This is a genomic window from Desulfogranum marinum (genome assembly GCF_016918565.1).
Classification (GTDB): Bacteria; Desulfobacterota; Desulfobulbia; order Desulfobulbales; family Desulfobulbaceae; genus Desulfogranum; species Desulfogranum marinum.
The window spans coordinates 35,389-60,242 of record NZ_JAFFQD010000033.1 but is presented as its reverse complement, the minus strand read 5'-3'; the positions used below and the strand labels follow the sequence as shown (position 1 = coordinate 60,242).

30 protein-coding genes and 1 pseudogene are annotated in these 24,854 nt (G+C 48.8%); 6 read left to right on the top strand and 25 right to left on the bottom strand.

Annotated features, from left to right (window positions below):
• Window positions 1-116: 116 nt before the first annotated feature.
• Window positions 117-437 (top strand): annotated as a pseudogene (locus JWH17_RS24895) (IS701 family transposase); the annotation flags it as partial.
• Window positions 438-1,145: 708 nt separating this feature from the next.
• Here the strand turns inward: JWH17_RS24895 and JWH17_RS16910 are convergent.
• The 3 genes from JWH17_RS16910 to JWH17_RS16900 all read right to left on the bottom strand — a co-directional run bounded on the left by JWH17_RS16910 (window position 1,146) and on the right by JWH17_RS16900 (window position 2,401).
• Entirely contained in the window at window positions 1,146-1,475 is a 330-nt protein-coding gene (locus JWH17_RS16910; RefSeq protein ID WP_205223837.1) for a type II toxin-antitoxin system RelE/ParE family toxin, read from the bottom strand.
• On the bottom strand, window positions 1,462-1,755 hold the full coding sequence (locus JWH17_RS16905; RefSeq protein WP_205223836.1) for a type II toxin-antitoxin system ParD family antitoxin: 294 nt from the start codon (window positions 1,753-1,755) through the stop codon (window positions 1,462-1,464). Before JWH17_RS16905 ends, JWH17_RS16910 begins: the two co-directional genes overlap by 14 nt.
• A gap of 205 nt (window positions 1,756-1,960) precedes the next feature.
• The gene (locus JWH17_RS16900; protein ID WP_269755875.1) at window positions 1,961-2,401 is read right to left on the bottom strand and encodes a lytic transglycosylase domain-containing protein; all 441 of its coding nucleotides are present in this window, start codon (window positions 2,399-2,401) and stop codon (window positions 1,961-1,963) included.
• A gap of 273 nt (window positions 2,402-2,674) precedes the next feature.
• On the opposite strand from JWH17_RS16900, the gene JWH17_RS16895 reads away from it, so the two are divergent.
• Complete coding sequence (locus JWH17_RS16895; RefSeq protein ID WP_205223834.1) at window positions 2,675-2,944, top strand: hypothetical protein; 270 nt, start codon at window positions 2,675-2,677, stop codon at window positions 2,942-2,944.
• On the opposite strand, the gene JWH17_RS16890 is transcribed toward JWH17_RS16895, so the two are convergent.
• From JWH17_RS16890 to JWH17_RS16790, 21 genes are all read right to left on the bottom strand, one after another.
• Window positions 2,945-6,019 carry a conjugal transfer protein TraG N-terminal domain-containing protein gene (locus tag JWH17_RS16890; protein WP_205223833.1) on the bottom strand — a complete coding sequence of 1,025 codons (3,075 nt, stop codon included), beginning with the start codon at window positions 6,017-6,019 and terminating at the stop codon, window positions 2,945-2,947. It lies immediately after the preceding gene.
• A gap of 9 nt (window positions 6,020-6,028) precedes the next feature.
• Entirely contained in the window at window positions 6,029-7,462 is a 1,434-nt protein-coding gene (locus JWH17_RS16885) for a conjugal transfer protein TraH (RefSeq protein WP_205223832.1), read from the bottom strand.
• Window positions 7,447-8,397, bottom strand: coding sequence for a conjugal transfer protein TraF (locus tag JWH17_RS16880; RefSeq protein ID WP_205223831.1), 951 nt, complete (start codon window positions 8,395-8,397; stop codon window positions 7,447-7,449). The genes JWH17_RS16885 and JWH17_RS16880 overlap by 16 nt, the downstream gene beginning before the upstream one ends.
• A complete protein-coding gene (locus JWH17_RS16875; RefSeq protein WP_205223830.1) occupies window positions 8,357-8,875 on the bottom strand; it encodes a S26 family signal peptidase in 519 nt (172 codons plus the stop codon). The genes JWH17_RS16880 and JWH17_RS16875 overlap by 41 nt, the downstream gene beginning before the upstream one ends.
• Entirely contained in the window at window positions 8,865-9,200 is a 336-nt protein-coding gene (locus JWH17_RS16870; protein WP_205223829.1) for a hypothetical protein, read from the bottom strand. Before JWH17_RS16870 ends, JWH17_RS16875 begins: the two co-directional genes overlap by 11 nt.
• Window positions 9,201-9,203: 3 nt before the next feature.
• Complete coding sequence (locus JWH17_RS16865) at window positions 9,204-9,962, bottom strand: TrbC family F-type conjugative pilus assembly protein (RefSeq protein ID WP_205223828.1); 759 nt, start codon at window positions 9,960-9,962, stop codon at window positions 9,204-9,206.
• Window positions 9,917-10,843, bottom strand: coding sequence for a TraU family protein (locus JWH17_RS16860; RefSeq protein ID WP_205223827.1), 927 nt, complete (start codon window positions 10,841-10,843; stop codon window positions 9,917-9,919). The genes JWH17_RS16865 and JWH17_RS16860 overlap by 46 nt, the downstream gene beginning before the upstream one ends.
• The gene (locus JWH17_RS16855) at window positions 10,840-11,457 is read right to left on the bottom strand and encodes a hypothetical protein (RefSeq protein WP_205223826.1); all 618 of its coding nucleotides are present in this window, start codon (window positions 11,455-11,457) and stop codon (window positions 10,840-10,842) included. Before JWH17_RS16855 ends, JWH17_RS16860 begins: the two co-directional genes overlap by 4 nt.
• Window positions 11,447-13,993 (bottom strand): TraC family protein, encoded by a 2,547-nt coding sequence (locus tag JWH17_RS16850; protein WP_205223825.1) that lies wholly within the window; start codon window positions 13,991-13,993, stop codon window positions 11,447-11,449. Before JWH17_RS16850 ends, JWH17_RS16855 begins: the two co-directional genes overlap by 11 nt.
• Before the next feature lie 5 nt (window positions 13,994-13,998).
• Complete coding sequence (locus JWH17_RS24155; protein WP_205223824.1) at window positions 13,999-14,403, bottom strand: TraV family lipoprotein; 405 nt, start codon at window positions 14,401-14,403, stop codon at window positions 13,999-14,001.
• Window positions 14,390-15,547 carry a TraB/VirB10 family protein gene (locus tag JWH17_RS16840; protein WP_205223823.1) on the bottom strand — a complete coding sequence of 386 codons (1,158 nt, stop codon included), beginning with the start codon at window positions 15,545-15,547 and terminating at the stop codon, window positions 14,390-14,392. The genes JWH17_RS24155 and JWH17_RS16840 overlap by 14 nt, the downstream gene beginning before the upstream one ends.
• A complete protein-coding gene (locus tag JWH17_RS16835) occupies window positions 15,547-16,281 on the bottom strand; it encodes a type-F conjugative transfer system secretin TraK (protein ID WP_205223822.1) in 735 nt (244 codons plus the stop codon). The genes JWH17_RS16840 and JWH17_RS16835 overlap by 1 nt, the downstream gene beginning before the upstream one ends.
• Entirely contained in the window at window positions 16,281-16,862 is a 582-nt protein-coding gene (locus JWH17_RS16830; protein ID WP_205223821.1) for a TraE/TraK family type IV conjugative transfer system protein, read from the bottom strand. Before JWH17_RS16830 ends, JWH17_RS16835 begins: the two co-directional genes overlap by 1 nt.
• The gene (locus JWH17_RS16825; protein WP_205223820.1) at window positions 16,859-17,140 is read right to left on the bottom strand and encodes a type IV conjugative transfer system protein TraL; all 282 of its coding nucleotides are present in this window, start codon (window positions 17,138-17,140) and stop codon (window positions 16,859-16,861) included. The genes JWH17_RS16830 and JWH17_RS16825 overlap by 4 nt, the downstream gene beginning before the upstream one ends.
• 64 nt (window positions 17,141-17,204) lie before the next feature.
• Entirely contained in the window at window positions 17,205-17,519 is a 315-nt protein-coding gene (locus tag JWH17_RS16820; protein ID WP_205223819.1) for a hypothetical protein, read from the bottom strand.
• A 46-nt stretch (window positions 17,520-17,565) separates the two neighbouring features.
• Window positions 17,566-18,123: an OmpA family protein gene (locus JWH17_RS16815; protein WP_205223818.1), complete on the bottom strand. Its 558-nt coding sequence runs from the start codon at window positions 18,121-18,123 to the stop codon at window positions 17,566-17,568.
• A 63-nt stretch (window positions 18,124-18,186) separates the two neighbouring features.
• On the bottom strand, window positions 18,187-18,618 hold the full coding sequence (locus JWH17_RS16810; RefSeq protein WP_205223817.1) for a hypothetical protein: 432 nt from the start codon (window positions 18,616-18,618) through the stop codon (window positions 18,187-18,189).
• On the bottom strand, window positions 18,575-19,117 hold the full coding sequence (locus tag JWH17_RS16805) for a sigma-70 RNA polymerase sigma factor region 4 domain-containing protein (protein WP_205223816.1): 543 nt from the start codon (window positions 19,115-19,117) through the stop codon (window positions 18,575-18,577). Before JWH17_RS16805 ends, JWH17_RS16810 begins: the two co-directional genes overlap by 44 nt.
• 244 nt (window positions 19,118-19,361) lie before the next feature.
• A complete protein-coding gene (trfA, locus tag JWH17_RS16800) occupies window positions 19,362-20,252 on the bottom strand; it encodes a plasmid replication initiator TrfA (RefSeq protein WP_205223815.1) in 891 nt (296 codons plus the stop codon).
• Between the two features lie 9 nt (window positions 20,253-20,261).
• Complete coding sequence (locus JWH17_RS16795) at window positions 20,262-20,585, bottom strand: MerR family transcriptional regulator (protein WP_205223814.1); 324 nt, start codon at window positions 20,583-20,585, stop codon at window positions 20,262-20,264.
• Complete coding sequence (locus JWH17_RS16790; protein ID WP_205223813.1) at window positions 20,575-20,811, bottom strand: helix-turn-helix transcriptional regulator; 237 nt, start codon at window positions 20,809-20,811, stop codon at window positions 20,575-20,577. Before JWH17_RS16790 ends, JWH17_RS16795 begins: the two co-directional genes overlap by 11 nt.
• 113 nt (window positions 20,812-20,924) lie before the next feature.
• On the opposite strand from JWH17_RS16790, the gene JWH17_RS16785 reads away from it, so the two are divergent.
• On the top strand, window positions 20,925-21,485 hold the full coding sequence (locus tag JWH17_RS16785; RefSeq protein ID WP_205223812.1) for a hypothetical protein: 561 nt from the start codon (window positions 20,925-20,927) through the stop codon (window positions 21,483-21,485).
• A gap of 173 nt (window positions 21,486-21,658) precedes the next feature.
• Here JWH17_RS16785 and JWH17_RS16780 read toward each other — a convergent pair whose 3' ends face one another.
• On the bottom strand, window positions 21,659-21,895 hold the full coding sequence (locus tag JWH17_RS16780; protein WP_205223811.1) for a PRC-barrel domain-containing protein: 237 nt from the start codon (window positions 21,893-21,895) through the stop codon (window positions 21,659-21,661).
• 266 nt (window positions 21,896-22,161) lie between these two features.
• Between JWH17_RS16780 and JWH17_RS16775 the strand changes: the two genes are divergently transcribed.
• From JWH17_RS16775 to JWH17_RS16765, 3 genes are all read left to right on the top strand, one after another.
• Entirely contained in the window at window positions 22,162-23,436 is a 1,275-nt protein-coding gene (locus JWH17_RS16775; RefSeq protein WP_205223810.1) for an amylo-alpha-1,6-glucosidase, read from the top strand.
• Window positions 23,411-24,259: an HAD-IIB family hydrolase gene (locus JWH17_RS16770; protein WP_232371151.1), complete on the top strand. Its 849-nt coding sequence runs from the start codon at window positions 23,411-23,413 to the stop codon at window positions 24,257-24,259. The genes JWH17_RS16775 and JWH17_RS16770 overlap by 26 nt, the downstream gene beginning before the upstream one ends.
• Before the next feature lie 195 nt (window positions 24,260-24,454).
• Window positions 24,455-24,685, top strand: a complete 231-nt coding sequence (locus JWH17_RS16765; RefSeq protein ID WP_205223808.1) for a ChaB family protein — start codon at window positions 24,455-24,457, stop codon at window positions 24,683-24,685.
• The last annotated feature ends 169 nt before the right edge of the window (window positions 24,686-24,854 follow it).

Below are 24,854 nucleotides of genomic sequence, written 5' to 3'. Positions count from 1 at the left end.
AGTTTTTCTTTCATTGTTCGCCTTAATCCATCGAACCAACTCCAGTAAATCTTCTATATTTATTATCGCAGATGCTGTCTCCTTCGTCAAATTAAAGTTTATATGTGTTTTGATGATGGGATATCGAATCTGGATTTAAAGAAATCAAGCAGGAGATTGGAAACTCAAAATCTCAAACCAGAAATGCTGATTCGGTGTTGAATCACCTTAACTTCTGCATGATGGCCACAACCTTGACATGGGTTTATGCCGATCGCTTGCAAACTGCACCGGATCGCAAACATAAAATCCGTGGTAGATCAGGATTTGCATTTTCAGATGTGAGAAGAATCATGGCAGAAGCAGCATTGAGTGAGGATTTTCAATCGGTTTGCCCATTGCCAGGGCAAAGACCGCAAAATTCTTTTGTCAAAACTCTCCTACGCATGGTGGCTTGAGGAACTAGCGATTTTGCTATGATAATTTACAGGAAACTTTAGTATAGGAATATAGCCTCTGGAAACTTTTTCGAATTCGTTTCAAACAAGCTCCCTTTTTCAGAAAGTTCTTATATAATTTATTGAAATGAACAACCAGAAAATTATCTACAAGCAAAAAAATTCTTATATTTCTAGCAACATGCGTAACAGAGCACATCATAAGTGACTTTGATCGTTAACATTGCCGCATCGAAGATCTGAATATCCCACCAGCATACCTACTTGACCTTCTTCCTGTTCATACGAACCAAAGTCTTCTGTCAATTTTGCTGAAAAACAGCCTCTTTCGTACTCAAGGCCCGGTTAACCTTATCTGTACAAATCTTCACTATACGTATACCTACAACCATAGACTGTGCCTCGGCGATAAACATACGAAATTTTTTCTGAGGAGGTGTCAGAACGATAGTTCTGTATAATAGGTTATTATTCGCCGATAGAGGAATGCGCGCCTTTCGGGGCGTTGTGCAAGAAACCTCAATTTGACTATATCGGGGGATGGGCAAAAATAGCTTACTTGAAAGTGAAAAGGCGTGAACCCACCTCACTTTACCTTATTCTCACTTAATGTGGGCTCGGAATTGACTTGATTGTAGGTCTGATAGTTTATCATTGCGGGCTGCTACAATCCTTTCAGGAACGATTGTCGTCAGTGCATAGTTTTATCTAATGGCTGCCTTTTGGGACAGACATGATGGCTTCGTAATTTCTGCCACCATAGAAAATATTTAAGATGCTTACCGTCTGTTCGTCTTCATTAACGACAAAGGCTGCAACGGCTTTTTTATCGAGAGGATAGACTCTTAATTTTTCCATTAAGTCATTTCGTTTTTGGCCTCGTAAAGGTGCTGTTTCTAGTTTTTGGCATTTATCACGAAGTTTTTCAATGTACGCCCAAGCTCTTTCTGGGTACCCGCTTTGTTCTGTAATGTAATCGTAGATCCCCTCCAAATCTTTGATAGCATCCGGTAACAAGTAAACATTATATGTTTTCATTAGCTTGTTTCTTTATCCGTAGCTTGTGGTGCTTCTCAATACTTTTAAAAGCAGTTTCAAGTGGCACTGGGTCGCCGCTTTGCGCTGAATGTGCCAAACGCTCACGAATTAAAGATATCCTTGCGTTATGCTCTTCTTCTTTTTTCTGCCATAGCCTCAGGGCTTCCCTGATGAGCTCGCTTGTTGAACCATAAGAACCCGAGCTAACCTTTTTCTTTATAGAGGCCAACATCTCGGGTGGTAAAGTGATCGTAATTCTTTCGGCTTTTTCTGATTGCATTATATAGTTTCCTCTTGAAGTATGACTTAATCATACTGATGGTCATAGCAGAAGTCAATATGACCATTTAACAGTAACATCGGAGGGATATTATTTCTGGGCTTGTTCAACGGAGAAAATAGGATGCTCACATTCAACAATGATGGGAAACTTGGAAAGAGATAGAGTTCAAAAGGTAAATGACATGCCAAGGTATTACCAGCCTTCATAATCTACTTTGAATAAAAAACCTAAATAACCCATTAACCTTGCCTATTAAGTTCAAGGTTTCTTGATATTCTGGAGGGTGCCCGTTGTTATTCGATCCGGCCCCTAAGTTCCAGGCTGACACGACAAGATCAAGGTGGCCCTGATACTCTTTGTTATATTTAGATATCTGGTAGCAAGCCAACATGATGTTGACTGCAGAATCGTTGAGATCCTCTGGAGCGAGTTGCTCTAATTGGGTTCTGGTGACATACTCAATTTGCTCAAGATCTATAGCTTGACTTCGAGTAATTGCTCTAGCAGTTTCTTGGCCTGTTGTAAAAATGATCTGGGTAAGGCCTCTGGCATTTTTGAATGATAAAGCCTGGGTATCTCCGTTAGAGTCAGCCAAGATCAAAGATCGGATAAAGTCAGGGTGAATCTCTATACCTTTAGACAAATAAGGTAGCGCGCAGAAATATTCTATCAGATAATCCTACTGTGAGAGGCGATCCTGTTGTAACTGGGTTACCCTGACGCCTTCGTGCTTTTGCAGGTACTTGCCAATACCGTCCTGCATTTGGCTGCAGTGGTTGCGGCGGAAAAAAATATGAGGATAAAGAGACGTTTCAATTTATCCCGTTTGTACTGGACTTGACTTTTCTATACATTGTTGTAAAAATTTGTATAGTTATTGCCTTTTGTTGACCTGTCTTTACGTAAAGGTGAGATTATGACTTTTGATTACGCAGTTTGCCCTCATTGCGGTTGTCATTGTGAAGATGACGAGTACTGTGCTGCTTGTGGCAAGCTGTTCCATGACGAAGAAGTTCCTACTCGTAATGTCTCATTATTGGGACTCCTGGGGAGTGGGTTGCGTTCAGTCATCAAAAAAAAAAGATCCGATGATTATGTATATGCTCAAGATAATGATGTCGTCCTTGATCCAGAGTATTCTTCTTTATCATGCAATGTCTTCAATGAAGATAGATGGTCAAAGTAACTAATCATCTTTCCCTCCAAGGGTTGATGGTGCGTCCTTGGGGATTGGTCCCGCTGGTGGTACGTTTTTAGAGCCTCGAACCGGGTTAACATAATCAAAAGCCCCTTTATCTGTTGGTCGCATTCCCTGACTGTCTACGACTCCCTGAAACACCTTCCCAACCCCCTCTTTAGCCATTCCTGTGGGGGTTGTTCGTATTCTTCCCTCACCAGTTTCTTCATGACGATTTCTGCTTTTCAAGCTATCTGCAATTTTCGCTACGCCTGTTTTATCCGGTTCACGTATTCCTTTAGAGTCTGGTGGTGTTAAATTGCTCGGCCTAACTCCTGATGCCTTTTGTCCTGCGGCATTGGCGATATGATCAACTGCACCTTTCAGGATTGCATCATCATGTAACCTAGATTTAGTCGCATCAATAGCACTTCTTACAGAATTGGCTGTACTGCCACGTCCATAACCTCGACCACTTAAGAAACCTTCGACAATTCTGTTCAGGCGACTAGGGTCATTTTCAGCCAGGTGGTTTAAATAGGTCATAGTTTTTCTGATATTTGCAGGTGTTTCCTCACCGTAATGATTTATTGCATAATCCCGTACCAGAGCTGTTTCAGCGTTTGCACCATAAGACTCGGTAGCTGCCTGAACTCTTTTTGCATCACTAAGGAATGAGTATGCTTCGGAAACTCCCAATTGCCTAGAAACATTGGTGAGATAATCAAGACCTTGTGAATTGGTAAATGTATCTTGAATAGCCTGACTTCTTATCTTTGCCTCATCTCTTGCAAAGGCTTGAGCTGTTTGTTCGGAAACATTAAAATGAACTCTCTCGCCATCATTGCCCACAATAGAGAGTTGACCATTTGTCCCAAGTTCAATTTTTTTAAAACCAGCTCCAACAGCTGAGTTAAACTTTGTAACTGTGCTTTGATCCATCGAATGAACAAAGCTCGATGAATCATTAAACGACCTATTCCAATTCTCTCTTATGGAGTTATTAAGCCTCTCGCTATAACTCTGAGCGCTTGAGCTGTTAAGGCTGTCTTTTTGCAACTGCTGAGTTAATGAACTCCAGTTCTTTGAACCACCAAGGCTTGTAGATGCTGAATCGATAAGCTGATTCTGTAGGGATTGACCGACACTGATGGAATTAACATTCCGCACATCGGCATATTCTAAATTCTGGCCTCCATCAGCACCTACGTGATACTGAGCTGTACCTGCAGCCAGGGTGTCGGTGGCAACACCCTTGCCACCAGCACCCGTAGTCATGCTAGTTACAGATCCATCAGTGTTGACAGATTCACCCTTCATCCGTGATGCGTTTCCATCCAGACCGGTAGTTACACCAAACATCCCCGAACTTGTCCCAGCAGACCTGTTTGCAGATGCTTCTGCCTGGGCATACTCAGTTGCCGCAGTACCCTGCGGAAGGTGTCCAGATTTCTGCAGTGCATTTCTGGTATTCATGGCGGCATGATACCCTCCGACATTGGAGTGCATCTTGTAAGCACCGGCTGCAGCCATATTGGTAAAACGATGTTCCTGCATACCTTCCAGTAGGCCTGCAATTCTCGTCTGTTCAGCCATTGCAGAGGCGTTGCCTTCCGGAGTGAGCAACGAACCAGCTTGAGCCCCTGCTCCCCTGGCAATACTGTTGAGGTTGGTCGCAAAGTGAGCAAGGGCCGACCCTCCAAACCGGACTAACATCATGGAGAAAATACTGGCCAACATGATCCCGGCTGAACGGATCACCCCGAACATGGCCAGCATTTTGAGTGACATATTGGGAAAGGAGGCCATGGCATATACGCCCAGGTTGGATTGCCGTACATCTTCAAAAGCGTAAGAGGCGTAGTCCATGGCAGCCCCATGGATGACAGCATCGGTGATGCCCCAGGTGGTGAGGAAAACAAAAAAACCAAACATGACCGAAGCTGCTCTACCAATGACCGGGGTCGGAAGAAAGAGGGCAAGCAAGGGGAGGGTACCGATGGCAACTGCCGTCATAATGGCCCTGATGATCGGTATCCATTCGTTCATGGTAATGCCGATCCCCATCCCTGTGGATACAATTTTCCTGTCTGCCTCCATTAATACTGACGTTTCATAATCATCCATGTAATAGAAGTTATAGAGGATCTCGGCAATCTGACGCTGTTGGATCAAACGTTCCGGAGTCTGAGCTGTGCCGGTAACATGAAGCATTGTGCTGCGGATCAAGTTCTCACATGTATTCATCTCCACCGTACTGTTGGGATCAAAATGGGCCTTGCTGCAGGCACGCTTTATTGCCTCATCATAATTGGCTGGATTCGCATAGATGGGCTGTATCCTGTTCCAGGCTGCGGTACAGGTCAAACTTTGCCCCTCCGGATGCACACTGTCGTAATAGACGGTGTAAATAGCGGGATTTTGGGCGCCTGCTAACTGGGTGAGGAAATTGGTGCTGGAATTGCGCATGGTATCTAGGTCGATAGTGCTCCCAGGCCGCAGCAATTCAAAGGTCACACAGTCCTTAATGTAGCGGATCATCGAGGTTCTTGCGTGATTGTCTTTGGGGCTTGATCCTCTGATTGCCTCCAGGGCCTTAAAGCCAATTCCACCAGCCTTATCGAGATACTGAGCATTCGGAGCAGAGGCTGTGTCAATGATATCGACCAGACCTTTCTCCAGCTTATTGAGCGTGCCGGCTGTGAATACGATTGCATCCGGGACACCGCCAACAATCTGGAACCTGTTTAAAGTAGGATCATAGACGGTGATATTGCCAGTAGGGACAAACAGGGCAATGTAGATCGCCATCCCGGCAAGAACCGGCACCGGCCAGGTTAAACTGATTTTTCCACTAACAGTCGCCTTGGCTATCATCCCTATTGCGGCAGCAACCGTTCCAAGGACGGTCACAACTACAAGCAACCCCTTATAGGCATTATCACCAAAGATCAAGGCTACTTTGGTGAAGGCTTGTACAACCGGATTAAAACCACCATAGGTGTAAAACTCCATGTCCAGGGCCATTGCCGGTCCTGCAAACAGCACAATAATGGTGACCAAAAAAGGGATATGTCTTTTCATCACTTCATCCTAGAGTTGTATTCTTGAAGCAACGTCCTTGCCGTACCTGCGGGTAATTTCGCTCACCATCTGGGTCTCAATTCGCTGCATCTTCTCCAAGTAGGTCATGATGGTCGTCATCTCCTTGGCTGAGGCGATATAGGCAGTCCGTGATGCTTCCTGCAGCTGCCGGATTTTGTTGAGCATCACACTCAGATCCGAATCAATATGGCCGGCAAAGACTGCGGGGTTACAATTTTCAGCAGGCGCACCACTGGCTGCTCCTGCCTGCTTCTCCAGCATTTCCTTGGCTTTCACCCCAATGGCTTCACCGCGAATATAGAGATCGGAAAGCATCTGCAGGCTGTAGGCCTTGGCGGTAATGTCGGCAAGACTGCTGATCATGCTCCCCCGCATGTTGCTGCCGATGGCTGTCTTGAGGATGGGAAGTGGGGAGAGGGGCGTTGCAGCAAGAAAGTCCTGCTCTGTAGTGCTCAGTGCTCCCCTGGTTTCAATCTTGGTGGCAATACCGTCCAGGGTAGTGGTCACGTACTGCACCAAATCCCGGTTGGTGTCTGCAATCTGGTGGCAGGTACCACCACTGTTTTTCGCATACAGTACCCCCTCGGAAATCCCCTTGATATCATCTGCATTATTTTGGGGACAGGGGCCTTCGTAGGCAACCTTGTAGGCATTGGCCGGGCCACTCAGGATTACATCGCCTACCAGACCACGAATCAGGTCCGTATGACCGGTTGGAACGCCCATCTTGCTCCCAAGGTTTGCCAGCAGGGAGCCGCCGGAGAGGAAGGTTGCAGTAATATCGGCATTACATCCACTGTTAATGCGCACAACATCGGCTGTCTGCGGAACATTGTTATTCGCCTGGTCATCTTTGGTGGCGATATCCCACATCTCGGTGATGCCCTGACTTAGCTTATTTTCCTTGATCGCGGTACCGAGCTTCTCCCGCATGACCTCTGCTGAATGGAACCCATTTTTGTCCATCACCACGCCCACCATTCCTTGGGCAGCAGCACATTCCTCTATCTGCATGGAGTTGAGACTGTCGGCCAGCGCCTCAAAATTTTTAATCGTATTGGAACACTGCTCACAAAGTGTTTTCAATCCCAAATCAAAGGCTACGGCTGCAGCATTGGTCAAAATCCCCTGGAGCTTGTTCACCAGATAATCAGCGTTCATGAAGCTCATGCCACCTAAAAAGACATCGATTCCGCCACAGCCGGCTTTTATCCGGGGAGACTCTACGGTGAGTGGAAAATCGTTGGTGTTGGACCAACGGGTTGAAAAACTGCCCCCTTGGTAAAAGCCTCTCTCTTGGCCGTGAAAATAGTTCGGACCATTGGTGCTGCGTTGCTGCAGCCAATCATCGACCCACTCCGCCTGGGCAGAGCCAATACAAAGGAAAACGGCCATAATGATCGTGATCAGTCTCTTTTCCATGGGTGACCACCTTGGTTGAGGATTGAGGTCGGATCAAGCGCTGATCCCTTTTGAAAGTCATACATGAGGAAGTTGTCATCCCTGGTTTCGCCGCCCAGGTAACGAATGGCCCGGTACAGCTTGCGTTCCAGCTCTGTCAGCGCCACCACACCAACTGATACCGTCATATACTCCTCCCTTCCTTTTTGGATGAGCAGGAGGGTAGGGGTGGACTCAATACCAAATCTGGCAGCAATACCTGGCTGCCTGCTTATATCCACTGGTTTAACCTGCCAACCGTATTTCTCGACAAAGTAGGCAAGAATGGAGTTTTGCCGTTCGCAGAACCTGCATGTCGGACTGGTAAAGGAGATCAACGCGTGATTGTTCCTGGCAACAGCTATAGTCTTGCCGATTTCCTGTTGCTGCAGCTGTACCCTGGCGGTTACGCCTGGCTTAGAAGTGGGATAGACCTGATTGACGTTAAACAGATCTCCATATTTCTGGGTCACATACATAGAGGAGTTGGTGTAGGCTAATGCCTTGCGTCTGGCAACGTCCTGCATCACCAGATAACGGAGGACATTCTTTTCAGTGGGCTCCTGGACCGCTAGATTCTGGACATGATCGAGTAGCTCTTGGAAATCATCGGGGTACATACCCCACAGCTCCTCGATGCCGTATTCTTCCAGATCGGTCTCGCGGTATTTATTCTCCTGAGCAGGTCGTGGTTTCTGCAGCGGCGGTTCAGGTTGTTCCGGCTGTTTTACTTTTACTTCCGGCTCCTGAACGGGGTCGTGATACCAGAACCAGCCTTCTTTCTGCTTTGTGTAGAAGGTCGTACCTGCTCCCTTCTGGGCAGAAAAAAGCCCCGGAGCATAGACAAGCCCAAGCATCAGGAACAAGAGCAGGGCACTACCAGAGCGGCAGCGCTTTTGCGATGAATGCGTCACCATGTATGAACCCAAAGTATCGTGAATCATAGCTGCGGGGATTGGTCCCCATCATGAAGTAGCTGTTCTGGGGAACAGGGCCGTTAAAACTAAACACCGGCAGTACGTGCCCGTGGCTGTCTTTCACCAGGGCTTTGCCGACTGTGCTCTGCTGACAGGAAAATACGCCTCCACTCTCCTTGGTAAGCAGGTCCCCAGGAACACAACCTACCTTTTTAATCAGCACATGGTTTTCCGTGATCCCTTGGCGAAGAAATGGTCTGTGTTCTTCTCCATGCAGTGGAAATAAAAGGTAATCGCCTCTCTGGATCCTGGAAGGGGTAACTGGCACCTTAAAGAAAACCCGTCGATCGAGAGAGTCGCTGGTAGCGACAATGATCCGGCTCGGCAACGTTGTACCGACAAGCATCGCGGCCAGCAGCACCAGGATAACGGTCTGCTCTTGCCTGCTGAGATACCAGAACGGCTTTTTATTGGTCAAGACGAAGTTCCTCGCCATTTTTCAGCACAACTTCTTTGAGGATATAGATGTGATTGTGGTGGAGCTCTGCATCCTGGCTCACGAGTTGATCAACTCTTTCCAGATCTACCTTGAACGCATCTGCTGTTATCTCTCCTGTCGCTATCTGTTCTTTTTGGCGGCGGAGATAACTGCTCATATCCACTACTTTGACTTTCTGGGCAAAATACCGGTCATAGCCGTATACGGCTCCACCAACTACAATCAGCACAATCAAAACAACCTCTAGGTAGCTCGGTGTCAGGTTGCTTTTTCTCGGTTCCCTCTTTGCCTCGTTCTCGTTCATTGCTCAGCTTCCTCGTAACTTGTTGACCAATCCTGCCAGGCTGGTACTCTTCACCTCTCGATTAATCCTCTCCAGCAGGTAGTCGAGCGCCATATCACCGGTCACTTTCCACGCTGCATCCCCGCGCTCGTAGACCAGGGCAGGTACCTGGGTAATCTCGTATTTGGTAAACAGTGAGGGTTGGATTTTGATTGGTACCTCGTAGCGTTCACAAATATGTTGGTTTTCAGGTTGTAACTGATCCCTGCAACTGAGATTCTTTTTGGTGATCTGGATCAAGTATTGATCCCGCTTACCAGGTACAAAGCCCTTCATCAACATGACCAGGTTTGGCTCATTGATCGTTGCCAACGCTGCAAGATAGCTGTGGACCGTCGTATCGGGCATGGCACTGGAGAAAAAGAGATAGACCTTTTCCGTTTCTGCGAGTTTCCCGGCGACAGCTTCCTTGCTCTGTGGTGGCTCATCGAGCGCATCAGGGAAAACCTCCTCCCTGATGCGCTGTTGTTCGCACTGGAGCTTTTCCTGGAATGGTGCAGAATGAAATTGGTTTGCGCTTGCCTGGGCTGCCTGAAACCCCTCCTCTTGATAGCGGTTATCCGGCAGGCTCATGGCTGCACCTGTCTCTCTGGCCTGCTCCATGACATACTTTACCGAGTCAGCCAGATTTGGTTCACTGGCAATGGCCGATGTAACAAAGAGGCAAAGAAAAAGGATTAGTCGCAGCACGTACAGCAAAATTGCCTCCTGTATACTGTCCATAGGAATTCGTCATTGGGTCCCAACCCGCCCCCGACAAACGGGGCATTGAGCCCAGCGTTGTAATACGCCGCATTGACTCCCATGGGCCAGGCAGGACCACGAACGCCAGGGCGAACAACGTGCATCTTGTAATTACTCTTCACCCAAACCGGTGTCGGTAAACAACCACAGGGGTTCAGCGCGTGATCACAGATAAGCAGGATCCGGTTGAGCTTATAGATCAGCCGGGCAGCTGCGGTATTGTTGGCCTGGACGATATTGTCATTATCCACATGGCCGGTCATAGGATAAGAAGAGCCTCCGCTGCCGATACACCAGGGCATCGCATCAATCGGAAACCCCACATTGGTGGAGGTGGCATCGGCCATACATGCCATTTGCATGACCGGATTGGCGTAGAGCACCGCCTCTGGATGGATGAACATCGAAAGTTCGTCAAACTGCCATTGCGGATCAAACTCCGTCAGCCAAAATGGATAGTCCCAGCGGTTACAAAGGAGCCAGTTGAGAATGGGAAGAGGGTAGGCATGGGCCTGGGCATAGGTGGACTCGTTGGCTATGTTTACTGAGTCTGCAGTGGCGTTTTTTCCACCCAACTCGTCTATCAACGAACCACCTGTCGGCATCCCCAGAAAGGGAGAGTAAAATGGTGTCGTCACCGTATCAACGGCTAGAAAAGGCTCCCAATAGGTCCACAAGATGCCGATGACCGTGGAAAGCGGCGGTGGGACCGGGCAGATGCACAGCCCCAGAAAGGTCAACTGGATCTCATGGTAATGGATATCGGTCAACGGGTTGAACGGTGCCCCGCCTTTTGACCAACTATTTGTGTTGACGGTGACGGTCAGCAGACAGGCAATAAGGAGCGTTTTTCTCTTCACCTTTCCTCCTCAATCAAAAATTCAGTGACCTGCATGTGCCTGTCTTTTTGTACGGCAACACAGGGAACCGCTGTCAGCTGCAATCGCTCGGCAATGTCCTTGTTCAAATAGAACACGGCCCTGTTCAGCTCAGGGATGAGGGGTTGTGCATAGCCCCCGGAAAGGAGCAGCTTTACCCTGTGATTGCTGGAATAGGGCGACTGCTTGAACCATCGGATTTGTGCAGGATCACTGCCGTCAATCACCACCAGCCCAATAGACAGGCGCATATAGTCCAAGGGATTGAAGGTATAGCCTTGAGGGTAAAGAATCTTGCCGTCCTTATCCTTCACGTCCTGATCCAGGGTGTAACTCATATCAACCGCAAAACTCCTCTCCTCTTTGGCCCTGGGTAACGGATACAGGTCAAAAGGCTGGTAGGTTCGGACCTTTTCAAGGTACTCCTTTTTCTTTTTCTCCCACCCTTCAACGGCCTTTTGCTGCATCTCCACACGCACATCCGGTTCGACCACCGGATATACTTCCCCTACCTGGCCAAGATCGGTCATGGCTGATGCTACCGTAGGGATCGCAAGCATGAGCAGGATGTGCATCCAAAAAATGTTATATTTCACCCTGCTGCCTCAGTTGCACCATCTGTTCAATGGCTTCATGGTGGCTCATACCCTTGTCAACCAGCTGCTCAATCATGGCGATTTCAGATGCCTTGGAAGTATAGATGAAATAGGCGTAGTCATTGACCACCAGGCGTGTCACACCAAGGCCAAAGGGGGTATCAAAAAAGATCTCTGAATAGTAGGGCGGGTTGGACTTGAGCGACTTGAGCAGCTCCATGGTGAAATCGTCATAGTCGATCAGCTCCATGCTCTTTGCCTGGCTAAAGTCACCGGACTCGAGCATGATCTTAAACTGCGAGTTTCCGTTCACCACCTTGCCGACCTCACCAAAATTTTGCAGGTCGAGTAAGGATTGGGTGACTACCATGAAGCTCCCGTTGTACTTTCTGGCCCTGCGGTAGCCCTCGGTGACCACTGGGGCAAGCATGGCGGCTTTATCCAGGAACTGCCATGCCTCTTCAAATATCACCAACCTGGGGCGAGAACGGTCAGATAAATACAGATCCTGGGTGACAGCATTGATAATCAGCAGGGTCACGACCCGGTACAGATCAGGCTGAACCTTGAGGTTTTCCAGTTCCAGCACCACAAATTCATCCCTGCGAATGTCAAAAGTAGAAGGGCCGATAAAGAATTTGCCATGAAAGCCGTGGGACGTGAACTCACGGATGTTAAAGGCCAGCTTCCTGGCACTTTCAATCAACCGCCTGTTGTCGGCCAGCTCGGAAAGATCAGCGTTCGGTACTTCCGGAAACTGCATCAGAAAGGCGTAGACCGTATCAGCATCGGCTGCTTGTCTCTTTTCCTGCCATGCCCAGCGAACCGCATTACGGATCAGGTTCATCTCTGTATCATCACACTTGTCACTGTCAGAGTTGGAATACGCCATCTGCGCAAAGACTGCAGCGACCGACTTCAGTTCCTCGTCAGGCTCCAGGATGTAGGTGAAGGGATTGAGACACACATCGGTGTCAGCCTGGAAGTCGAGGTATTTCGCGCCAAGCATCCGTGCAATCTTTTTATAGGAGCCACCGATATCAATGATCCGCACCATGGCGTTGGTGGCGTAGTAGTTGAAAGCAATGTAGTTAATCAAAAACGATTTGCCGGAGCCAGACGTTGCACAGCAGAGCACGTTATGGTTGGCTGCCCCCTTGGCAAAGAAGTCCAGTGAGACGAGTTGCCCTTTTCTGCCGATAAAAATCAGGTTGGGATCACCACCAGAGCCTGAGAAGTCACCCTGTACAGGAAGGAGCGGGGTAACCGAGCTGACAGGAGCAACAAAATCACGCTCCAAATTTTCAATATTATTGCCGCTGGTGTACATGCAGAAGGGAAAGGAGGAGAGAAACAGGATCTTAAGGATCATGTTATCTTTCTGCATCACATAGCCTTGGTTTTCCCATAACCTCCTGACCCTGGTCAGGCTATCTCTGGCTTTCTCTAGATCCTCATTCCACACCCATACGATGGGGATCACTTTGATAAATTTTTCTCCTCCTTCCAGCTGATCTGTTGCCTGCATAAATTCTTGCTGTTTTCTTCTCAGCGTGGTGGACAGAGAACCGACTGCCTGTTGATTTAAGAGGAGGTTACATTTGCCATGAATTTTCATCTCCAGGCCCTTCTCAAAGATGATATTGAAGGTGTACAGAAAGTCGGTCTTGATCTGATCTGCATCAGACACCACACCCCAGATCCCGCCGAAGAGGGCGTTGGTCTGCAGGGAATCCACCTGCTTTGGGATTATTTTGGGCGTGGTGCAACAAAAGTACTTATCACCCACCACCATATGGTCCTTCTCTGCACGGATGGTCGTATCGGCGGTGATGATCTGTTTTCTTAGCGGTACCTGGTCGCTGTACGCATTGAAATTGTCTTCCGGATATCCCTCGGGATAGCTGTTGATGAGTCGGCGCAACCATTCCAGCAGCTCTTCCGGCGCCATTGGTGCAGGGGAAAGCAGCGCTGCTTTCAGGGTTTCATTGACCTGCCGCTTGATTTCCATCAGCGGCGCAGCCTTGGTCCTGTCTGTCAAGTCTTCAGGTTTGGGCATGCCCTGGCTTCCTGAAGGGATGGTGAGGGCGACATACAGCCTGAAATTACGTACCGGGATATTGCTGCAGGCCTTGAGGCCCTTTTTGCCTTGGACCATAAACTCCTTCACCTTGTCGGTGTTGGAGGCAATGATCAGCTCCTCTCTACTCCTGCTTGCCTGGTATCGATCCAGGATCGGTTCGATGTGCGAATCAGCATGAAAAGTGAACTGAATGACACTCTCTTTGGGAATACCCGCCCTGAACAATCCTTCCAGGGCATTGATCGTCTTGGGACCGGCATACACTACTGGATAGCACTCCCAGAGCATCCCCAGGCTGTCGTCCTGGTTGATATAGACCTCTGTTTGCCTGTCAAAGGCCACATAGTTAAAAAAAGACGAAAAAGGCGTCCTTCTGGTCATCTTGTCAAGATCAGACTGCTTGATATGGTGACGACTGCCAAAGCCTGAGTTCTGCAGAAATGTAAGCAACATGACGTTTATTTGGATGTTTCGTTGATATCGCTGAGGATCCAGTCGGAATCCTCAACCTTGACGTACACGTAGCGGGTCATAAACAGTTCTTCGCCTTCCCCCTCATAGGGCAGGAGCAGGACCCGCATAATCTTTGGCGGCTGCAGAATCGGTTTCTTTGGCTCATCGAGGAGCGATGCAACCATCTGGTAACGCTGATCTGACTCGTTTACCTTTTGAATCGGTTCAGTCTCAAGTTTGGGATATCTGGCTTCCAGGTAAGCGTTTGGGGTGGCAATGCACTTGCCTGACTGGTCACTGGCTTTGCATTGAAAATTTTCTTCGTAGGGGTTTACGGCCTTTTCCAATGGTGTACAGGCTGAAAGCCCTAAAATTCCCAGCATAACCATTGCGCTCTTAAATCGTTCCACTGTCAATCTCCCGGATGTGGAGGTCTTTTCCCTCTGAAATAACCACCGTGATTTTTTTGGTTGCTCCGACCTCGATAACCGGTGTGGTCTGCCTGGCTAAATCCAGATAGAAATCCCGTAACGTGTCGGCTCCTTCCGCTAACCCTCCGCCAAGTGCATACGGGACCACATCACCGGATTCGACCGTCTGGGTTGAGCCCAGTGCTGATACGCTTGTGGTGGTTGATGCCGCTTTAAGCCAGTCCCCGGCCCCGCCAAAAATACCGGCCACCGTCGCCCTGGCAGTTGCGGCTCCCATGCGGGAGACAACCCGACCAGATAAACCGACTTTTGAATCTGTATCGGTGACAAAGCCTTTCACCTGCTCATCAATGACGGCTTGCCCGTTTTTAGAAAGACAGGAAAGCGAGGTTAATCGTACATCGGCCCGTTCTTTATCCAGCCTGCCCACGGCCTCTGCCACAACAAAACACCCTTCCACGTTGCCCTTGATATCGTTGGGCAGTACAGCCGGAGTCTGGATGCGGAGTAACATCGGTTCTGGATTACCTTTGCCGTTGCTGCTGGTAGAAGCATCGAAACCGGTCAACAGGCTCGCCTCCATAAACGAGGGCGGGAGATAGACGGTCCGCCCTTTTTTTTTAGGCTCCTCAAGTATTTCAGCGTCAGGGTTGGAGAGCACACCGATTTCACCGATAACGACGGGTTCAGGATCTGCGATAACTGCCGGTGGAATGGCATGACTGCCTGGTTTAGATATCTCTTCTCCCAATGGCATGGGCCATCTGGTCGTCTCAGCTTCAGTAATAGGTCTGGTCCTGGCTACCTCGTCTGCAGTCGGGATCTTGGCTGCTATGGTCGTTGGAGCCTGGTGCTTGCGCTCTTCCTGGGTCTTTTTCTTCTTAATCTCATCAACCTCGGCCCGTAGGGCAGCCAGCTCTCTTCTTGCTTCTCTGAGCATGGTCTTTTCGATCAGGTCAGGCTCAAGCTCGACCGTCTTGGCGCCGTGGTCTCCTGTCAGCTGTGGAGTGCGCTTTGATCGCAGGTTGTAGCCGGCCATGATCAAGGTAAACAGGGCGATCCCGATAACAGCCCATATGATCTGCTTCTTCTGTCGGGGATCCAGGTTGTCAAAACGCTGCATTACACGTCCTCCTTCTTTTCCACGACAAAGAGCCTAGTTGTCTCGTTGGGGCCTAAGGTGTGATCTTCTACTGCAATCGCGAGCAGAGAAGGGCTGATGCGTGAGTGGAGAAAATCGGTTTCCGCAACCGTGATAGTGGCAGAGGCAACGGACCTGATGTCATATCGTTTCAATCGGAGTCCTACCCCTTCAACGTCCACGTACTGCTTGAGGCGTACCTCAAGATCGGCCCTGATAACCACCTGCCTGGCGGCAGCTGCAGTAATTTTATAGCTGGAGGGATACTGGTCACGATATGCCTGCCTGATGATACGAAGTGCCTGTTTCTCCAGGGGCATATTTTTGAACATGGCCACGTTCTTTTTAAAGGCATTGCCGACCGGTGGTGTAAGACGAACGGTGGTGGAGGGGATGTCCACTGGTTGGGCGATGATGTTGTACACGTTGCCGTCACAGACCAGGAAAAGCTCATTGTCCTCTGTCGCATACTCCCTGCTGGTGCCGATCTTCTTGATCTTGAACTTGATAAAGGCGTCATGCTTTGAAAAATGCCCGCTTATGTCTTTTTCTTTGGAATAGATCATATCCTGCATGGCACCAGGGCAAACAAACCGGTTGATGTCACGGTTTGAGACCCTGACCGCCGTACGCGCATCTGGAGCAACGGACTGTTCTGCATGGGCACAGGGCCCGAAGATAGAAAGCAGGGCTATGGCTACACACAACTTGTTCATTATTGTTCCTCTTTTAGGGTTGTTTCTCCTGGCTGCACTTTTTCCCTAATGGCTGTGACAAAGAACCGCCCCTGTTCAATCAAGTAATCAACCAGGTAGGTTCTTGATGTGTTTTCAAGGGGAGTGTTGCCGGTGTACTGGATCTGCTGGCCAAACAGCTCAATTCTCTTGTCGTCAAATTTGATTGTTTCCAGGAAGAAAACAGAACTAACCAAACCCTCTTCAGCTCGGCTGGCCAGTGAGTACCACCGTGCAGAGGCTTCAGGATACGACTTCGGGGAGTAGTAGTAGAGCAGCTCCTCAAAATTTTCTCTGACTGTAGAGGGAGAATAGGTACCGGCAAGGCCCGCGATTGTGCGGCTCATATCCCGGATATACTTCTCTGATGGATTTCCCTGAACAAACTCGATCTCACCTGTCATATGGGGTGGGATCAGGATGGTCCGTTGGTATTTGACCGCTCGGTGCACCATCAAAGAGTTGAAGCAAAGGGCAATGGCCATCACCACAAAGGCAAACTTCAGGAGCCGGTTCTCATCAAACAGGGCGCTTGATTTCTGCAGATAATCGTTGGCTCTCATTCGTGAAACTCCTTCTCAAAGTATTCCGGATAGTTCTTTAGCTCCAGTAAGCCGAGCATGTAGAGGATGTGTTTGAGAAATCCTCTCGCGTTTTTCCGGTTGGTACTGGTGTATATCCATTGAATAGCCACAAAAATAATCCACATAAATCCCCCATAGATCAGGGCAAAGGTGAGCGTGAAAATGAAAATGATTAATTCGTCCAACTCAAACCACAGCACCTGGATAGGCTTGCTCAAATATTGTGGGAAACTTTTTTGGAAATCGTTTGTCTTCATGGTCTACTCATTCCTGTTCAGGCCCCGGCATAGCGAGGCCTGGCTAATAGTTGGCTCATATGGATTAGTAGATGACTGCTCCAACCGACTGCACAACAGCATCGGCCTTGAGCAAAAAGGCACCACCTAGAATTGCCCCTGCAGCAGGAAGCAGCATCTGGCGGATGGCAAGAATTGCAGCAAGCACCATTACCGCACAGCCACCGACAAACCCGATGGGGCCAAGCAGCATTTGATTCACTCCGATATCGTACAGGTCATAGGCAAAGGATCCTGTTGCCGGGGTGGTCATGGCCAGGGTGTTGGTTGCCACCATCAGGCAGGCAAGAGACAGTGCCGTGATGAGGGTGGTTTTTTTGGTTTGCATGTCAGTGTTCATGGTTTTCTCCTTGGTAGAAATTGCGGTTTGCCCAACATGGACAGGTTCAATTTTTGAGTAGGGTAATCTCAACTCGACGGTTCACAGGGAAGAAGCTTCTGCTGATCAGATCCACATCGCCTTTTCCCACGATTTTGCCAACGGTGTATCCGTGGTTTTTGAGGAGTGCTGCAACTGCTTTTGCCCGCTCATTTGCCAGCCACTTGTTGAAGTAATCCGGCCCTTTCTGACAGGTGTATCCAGTCACCTTCAACGGAGTATCCTGTGGTACCTCCAGCTCTCGTAAACGGGATAGCATTTTGTCCTGATCACTAGGGTCGATTTGGTGGCTATTGATCAGGAAATTAATCGTGATTGGATTGGTAAAATGCGCAACAGTTGCTGGGTTCGGATGGGGAGGGGCTGGAGTAACCGTTTCTTCTGCTGCTGGATCTACAACAGGGGAAAGAACAAAAGTCTCGGTTGCAACGTCTTGGGTAAATGCCATCTGGTAGTGATACACCTCCTGCCGAATCTCCAGGTTTGCCCCAGTGGATGTGGTCAGCAGGGCCATGGAAATGGGTATCGATATCGCTATCCTGGTTACGAGTTGTTTGATTGCCATTGCCCCCTCACGTTTACCAAGTAAAAGAAACGTTGTTTCTTTTTCTTCATTTGTAGTTTTTTACTAATTTCTCAGCTCACTCTCGTGTTGCTTTTTACTTATTGCCTTGCGCTTGTTATAGGCCTTTTCCCGGACCTTATAGAGGTTCCTGATCTCATGGTATCCTGGAGTAAAACCAAAAGTTGATTCTATCTCAGAGGCCAGCTGTTTCATGCTGAGTCGTTTGCCTTTGTCAAGGTTGCAGAATCGACCGTACGCATATCTTTCCCACTTGGTTTCAAATGCTGAATTTTCCAGTAAACGCAGCCGTCGTGCCTTTGAGTATTTGCTTAATTGCCCTCGGATGAACTCTTGCTTGGCCCATACTTTTTCGAGAAATTTGAGATTTGAGATATCCCCTTGTCGAAGAGGATTATGAATGACTTCTTTGTTGACCATCCAACGTAAAATTTTACGTGAGAGCTGTGACTGTTTTGCATACTCTGTGATGTCCATTTTCGATCCGAAATATTGCATTGTTGATGAGTTTCCTTACCCCTCTGGCTGTGATGCCAAAACGTTGGCCTATCAGGCTCACGTTAACCGGGATATCCTGGCTTAAAATCCATTGGGCAACCAGTCGTTGACGCTCGGTAAGGCAGAGGAGGGAAGCTTCGATCAACTGTTGATCCAGTTTAGGGTCAAACGTCCTCTCTTCTCTTTGTTCAGCCTTCATGCGCTCTGTATCGAGTTCATGCACCATGTCGACCCCCATGGCCATATGGATGCAGCGGGAGCGGAAAATGACCCGGAAATAGCGGTTCATAAGGGACAGGTCTTTATTGTTTCGCACCAGGTCGCGGAGGGTGAGGTAAGCGACAAGCAGAGCTTCACTCTCAAGATCTTGGGCGCTGCACCCCATATACGGACTGTAGCGAGCAGCAACACAACGGATGAGTACCCGATGAGACTTGACCCAAATAATTGCAAGGTTCCAAATTTCTGTGTGTGTCATTGCCTTTAAAAGATTAAATATAGATTAAAAAAGATTAAAGGGATCTGGGTCGTTCCAGATGTTCTATAATGTCGATAGGTTATAAGTTATTTTCCTCGGGCCAGTGCGACCGCTATGCCCCCTCCTTACGATCGCTATGCCCCCTGGCATACGACCTTTATGCCCCCCGTTACGACTGCTATGCCCCCGGCTTACGACCTTTATGCCCCCCTTGTGCGACTGCTATGCCCCCAGCTTACGATCGCTATGCCCCCTCCTTACGACTGCTATGCCCCCTGTCTTGGGCTGAAAAAAAGGAGCTTTTCTCCACGTGGACCTTGTCGGTATCATCGATAATCCACGACAAAAGGGCGCCAACAATGACCAGTTCATCTAGGGCAACACGAAGTTTGCCCCTGTAATCGGATAATCTCCTGCATCGTGAGCCGCACAGCCGTTTGATGGTGACGACTTTCAGAGAATAGGGCTCGCGGTGACTGGAGTAAAAACCGTGAAGCCATTTTGCCAGGCTGGTGCGAAGGCTGAGTCTCTGCTGCCATTGGAGTTGAGTCCAGCCAGCTTCAAAGACTTTAACGAGCCTGCTATTGCATTTGAGGCAATAGGTGTGACTCTGTTCATTGTGGCAAAACTCATCAATCAATGAGCCGACATAGGTGTATGTTTCATTTCTGCATTGATCGGTTATCTCAAACCTAATTTCCACCGCTGATGCTGAGAGCCTCCTGAGGGCATCTTTCAACCATTCTCGGCCAGATTTACCGGCTGAACGGCCGAGATCTCGAAGGAACCCTTTGGCGGTAATTTGGATATATTCCCCACCTGAGCATTTGTTGTTTTTAGAAACTAAATGGTACGCATGGGCCAAGACATCGAGGTCACCCTGGTCAAGCCTCCATCCGGTGTAACAAATGTCGAAACCATTCACGGTCTCAATCTTATCCCCTTTGACGGCCTCTCGGTGTCCGCGTTGGATGATGGCAAAGAGTGAGGACCTGAGGAAAATATTTGGCATTCCACGAGAATGTTCAGGCCACTCGGGCAAGGGGGAGTTTGCTATGCAATGCTTTATCTTATCCTGTAGCTCTTGGGGCAATTTTTCTATACCAGGAGGTAAGGCGATGTCTCTTGAGTCCATTGTGACGACCTACCAATAGCTGATTCTTTTGGATTTTCTTCTTCTACCAACAGAAAGGGATGAGTAGTTTTCCTTAGTAGAATCTGTTATGAATTTGTCCAAATCAGCTTTTTTAAAGAGCACTTTTCCTTTTTGCTGCCCTGATGGTCTGGAAAAAGGAATCATTCTTTGCTCGACAGCAAGTCTTCTGAAGTGGTGATAGGAATAACCAACGTAGTCCGCGGCCTCTTTGAGGTTCATGAAAGGCAACGATTTGGGTTGAGGGTTTGATAGCAGGGCAAGGATTTTGTTCTGCATCTCTTCAATGGCAGCTAATCTTGTTTCAATATCCATTTTGTTGTCCTTGCTGATGTTTGTACTCGTGCACAGCAGAACGAATTTCTTCTGGTGTCCCCCATACCCAGACCACTTTGCTTATGCCTGTGACTTTTTCGAGCCGTAGAGCCGCATCGCGCGGACAACGTCGTCTTCCACGAATGATATGCGAAAGGAAATCTGGGCTGATGTTGGCCGAATGGGCTATTTCTTTTTGGGTGATCCGTTTTTTTGTAGAATTCATGGTCTACTTTATATCAACATGTTGTCTTTTTGGTCAACAAAAAAATAAAGGTGGTTTGCCAAACAGGCATTCCATCCTTTCAAAAATTGAGCATATGCTCTAGAGTTTGCCTTATGGCACAATCAATTTCAGACAATTTTCAGGCAGCGCTCATTCATTTGTTAGAAACAGAGGGTAGGGGAGCGCAAAGTAGACTCGCGAGGCAACAACACATTGATAAGGGGTATCTCAGTGCAATTATAAAAGGGCGAAAGCCTGGGTCAGAGGAAGCTCGTTCAAAAATAGCGGCTTACTTTCAGTTGACGTATGAAGAAATGCTCGCTCTTGGACGGAGTTTGCTGGAAACGAGTGTTCCACCATCCTCGGGAGATGATGCGCCAGTAGATGCAAGCAAAAGAGAATCGAAACCCTTGATCACAGAACTGCCTGACCGAGCGCTACTCGTTAGGGAGGAGGAGTTGAGGTATCATGCCAGCCCGCAATATAGAGAAAAGACCCAGAAGGTGAATGATATACTCTCCGCTCAGGATGTATATAGCAAGATACTGGAAGGATTTATTGATGTCGTGTACGAGGCCTCAATACAAAATGTAGAGAATCAGGCTCTTAAGAAACGCATTACTGAGCTTGAAAGCAGATTAATCGCGTTAGAAAAAAGATGGGGAGCAAGTTAGTTTCGCCTCTAGCATCGCAATAATTTATGGAAGAAATTGGGGGGAAGGTAATTGGCCCAAATTGCTGTCCCGACCCAGTAAGCATCCCATTGAAAATATTGATTGTAGAATTGCTCATATTGGCGGGAAACAGGAGCATCGCTATCCAGGGGCGGCGCTGATTCGACCTGCTCTTAGGTCAGTTCTATTTTCATGGCCCTGCTGATCACATCGATCGGGCCGATGGATATAGGTGAAAGGAGCACTTTTCGGCCTGGAAGCCATTTTCGTGTATCAGCAACCACATATCGCACTTTCCAGTCTCTATCGTCAAACAGGAAATCCTTACAGGAGCCTATGTTCCCATCTTGAGCCCCCAGGCCATATCCGAGCAGCGCATCGAGATTTCTCAGCTGTTGTTGATTTTGCATACTTTATACTCCCATCTCACTGGACGGTGGTTTTCCGTCCGATTTATTGGTCAGCAACGTACAGTGTGCGTCGGCACTATTTGTCCGACATCGCCTGTTTTTTTTCCTCCTTTTATTGTAAGTTCAGCAAATTGTTTGCCATTCAGCAGGGCAGTGCCTGTTGCGGGGGCTGGAGAGGAGCCCAATTCTTTGCTTGTGCTGTCGGGCTAGGGTGTTTACCGTCAATTGTAATGCATGCCAATGAACCATTATTCTTTGAAAAGACAATGACAGCAATGTATCCAACCTACGGAGATGAACCACTGGAGCGGGCAGTACAACTAGTGCGAAAGTGCGCCACACAGCATGGCTTCATTGCCAGTCTAGCCGATAACGACAACTACCGGCGTATCTGGGGGCGAGACGGCGTTATTGTCGGGCTCGGCGCTCTGATGACCGAGGAGTTGGATCTGCATGATGCATTCCGTCTGACGTTAAAGACATTAGCCGACCACCAGGGGCCGCATGGGGAGATTCCCAGCAATGTCGACATGAATAACGGCAGGGTCAGTTATGGTGGTACAGCCGGTCGGGTAGACGCCGCGCTCTGGTTTGTGATCGGTGCAACCGAATACTGGCGCTCGATTGGTGACGACCGCTTTCTTGAACAGCTAATGCCGGTCCTTGACCGGGTCATGTTTCTTCTCGGTGCCTGGGAATTCAATAACCGTGGTTTTTTGTACGTCCCGGCTACAGGTGACTGGTCGGATGAATACATCCACAATGGCTATATCCTCTACGATCAGTTGATCTACCTGCAGGCATTGCGCTCCTGGTGTTTTCTTCATAACCGCTTCAGGCATGTCGAACGCCCCGATCTGGTGGACAAGATAGGCCGGCTGGAGCAAATGATACAAGACAACTACTGGTTTGGTTCCCAGGATAAAATTCCGACCCATGTCTATCATGAGGTGCTGTTCGAGAAAGGACGAAAAGCAGCTGACCGATGTACGCAGCGGTATTGGATGCCGTTTTTTTCGCCCCATGGATACGGGTACCGATTTGACGCATTTGCCAACGTTCTCGCTTCTCTGCTCGGTGTGGCAAGTGATGCACGCCGTGGGAAGGTGGACCAGTATGTGGAGAAATATGTGACGCCGCGGACAATGAAGTTGCTGCCGGCTTTTTACCCTGTCATTCAACCGGTCGATCGGGACTGGGAGGACCTGAAGATCACCTTCTCCTACGATTTTAAGAATCACCCCTATGAGTTTCATAACGGTGGCCTCTGGCAGATGCTTACAGGATTTTATGTGGCTGATCTCGCTCAGCGTGGACAGGTCAATAGCGCCCAGGCTTATCTGGATGGGATCAACCAGGCCAACCAGTTGGCAATGGATGGTCGCGAATGGGGGTTTGCTGAGTATATACATGGTCAACATTTTCGTCCCGGCGGAAATTCAGCCCAGTGCTGGAGTGCTTCTGCTGCACTGATGGGATTTCATGCCGTACAAGGTAAAAAGGTTTTTGCTACCAATGAAGACGTTACTTCTCTGCAGTGATCTGGATCGAACGCTTATTCCCAATGGTAGTCAAACCGAGTCGGAGCTTGCTCGTCCGCTGCTGACAAGGCTTGCTCTTCATCCAAAGGTCCGCTTGGCATATGTGAGCGGACGCGACAGGATATTGGTGGAGCAGGCGCTGACCGATTATCAGTTGCCTGTTCCTGATTTTGTTATCGGCGATGTGGGGACGACTCTCTACCGATTGCGCGATGGTGCATGGCTGCTCGATCCGGCGTGGCAGGAACATATCGGAGCGGATTGGAATGGGCTCGAACAAGGAGAACTCGATGAACTGATCGCAGCCAAAGAGGTCGAGCATATATGGCTGCAGCCGCCGGAGAAGCAAAACACGTTCAAACTCAGTTATTTTACCGATCCCGATGTTGAACGGAGCCGCCTCATAGAGGAGATTTGTACCATTCTGGAAGCCAACAAGGTCGCCGCCAATCTGATTTGGAGCCTTGACGAGGCCGAAAATCTGGGACTGCTTGACGTATTGCCGGCATCGGCCAACAAACTCGAGGCTATCACTTTTTTGTTGGATCAGGAGGGTGTCCCCCAACAACAGGCTGTTTTTGCAGGAGACAGCGACAATGATCTTGATGCGTTGACCAGTGGACTGCAGGCGATACTAGTAAAAAACGCTGCTGCAGATGTCCGCAGGGAGGCGATTGCAGCATTGACAGAAAAACAGCAGCAGTCCAGGCTGTATTGTGCTCAGGGCAGCCTCTCTTCGCTGAACGGTAACTATGCCGCCGGGGTAGTGGAAGGTATGCTCTACTTTTTTCCGGAACTTCTAGACTGGATAGAAGGAGGCTGATCAGGGGCTGCTCCAGCCCTGTTTGCAGGCGGCCGGGTTATCCTGTTGGTGGAACTGTCGTGCCTCCTTGGTATTGCTCCGTGGGGTGCTGGTGGATTTTCATCGTCGACCGGGGATATATGAATAGCACATACCTGGTGCCTGCAAGCAACCACTCCCTGGGTTTACCATTGTTGTTTGTATCTGGAGGATTCCATGCCTTACCAACGTCTAAGTGACCTTCCGCAACCTGTCAGAGATGCTTTACCCGAAGCGGCGCAGGATATTTATCGTGCCGCATTCAACAGTGCATGGGAGCAGTATAAAGAGAAAGATGCCCGCCAAGGCGAGGATTCCCGGGAGGAAGTGGCGCACAAGGTCGCTTGGGCTGCCGTTAAACAAAAATACGAAAAAGACGGAGGACATTGGCAGCGCCGGAAACAGTGAACGGCGCTGAATATTAACCGTCTCTGCATCTCCATGCACCGTTTCCGTAGACGGTGGCCTTCCGCCATTTTCCTTTTCGCAGGTCCCGTACCGGCAAGGTACACGACCAGCTACCCCCTTCTTCCTTAAACCTCACAGCATCGCATCCCCTATAGTAGTCCTGGTTGGC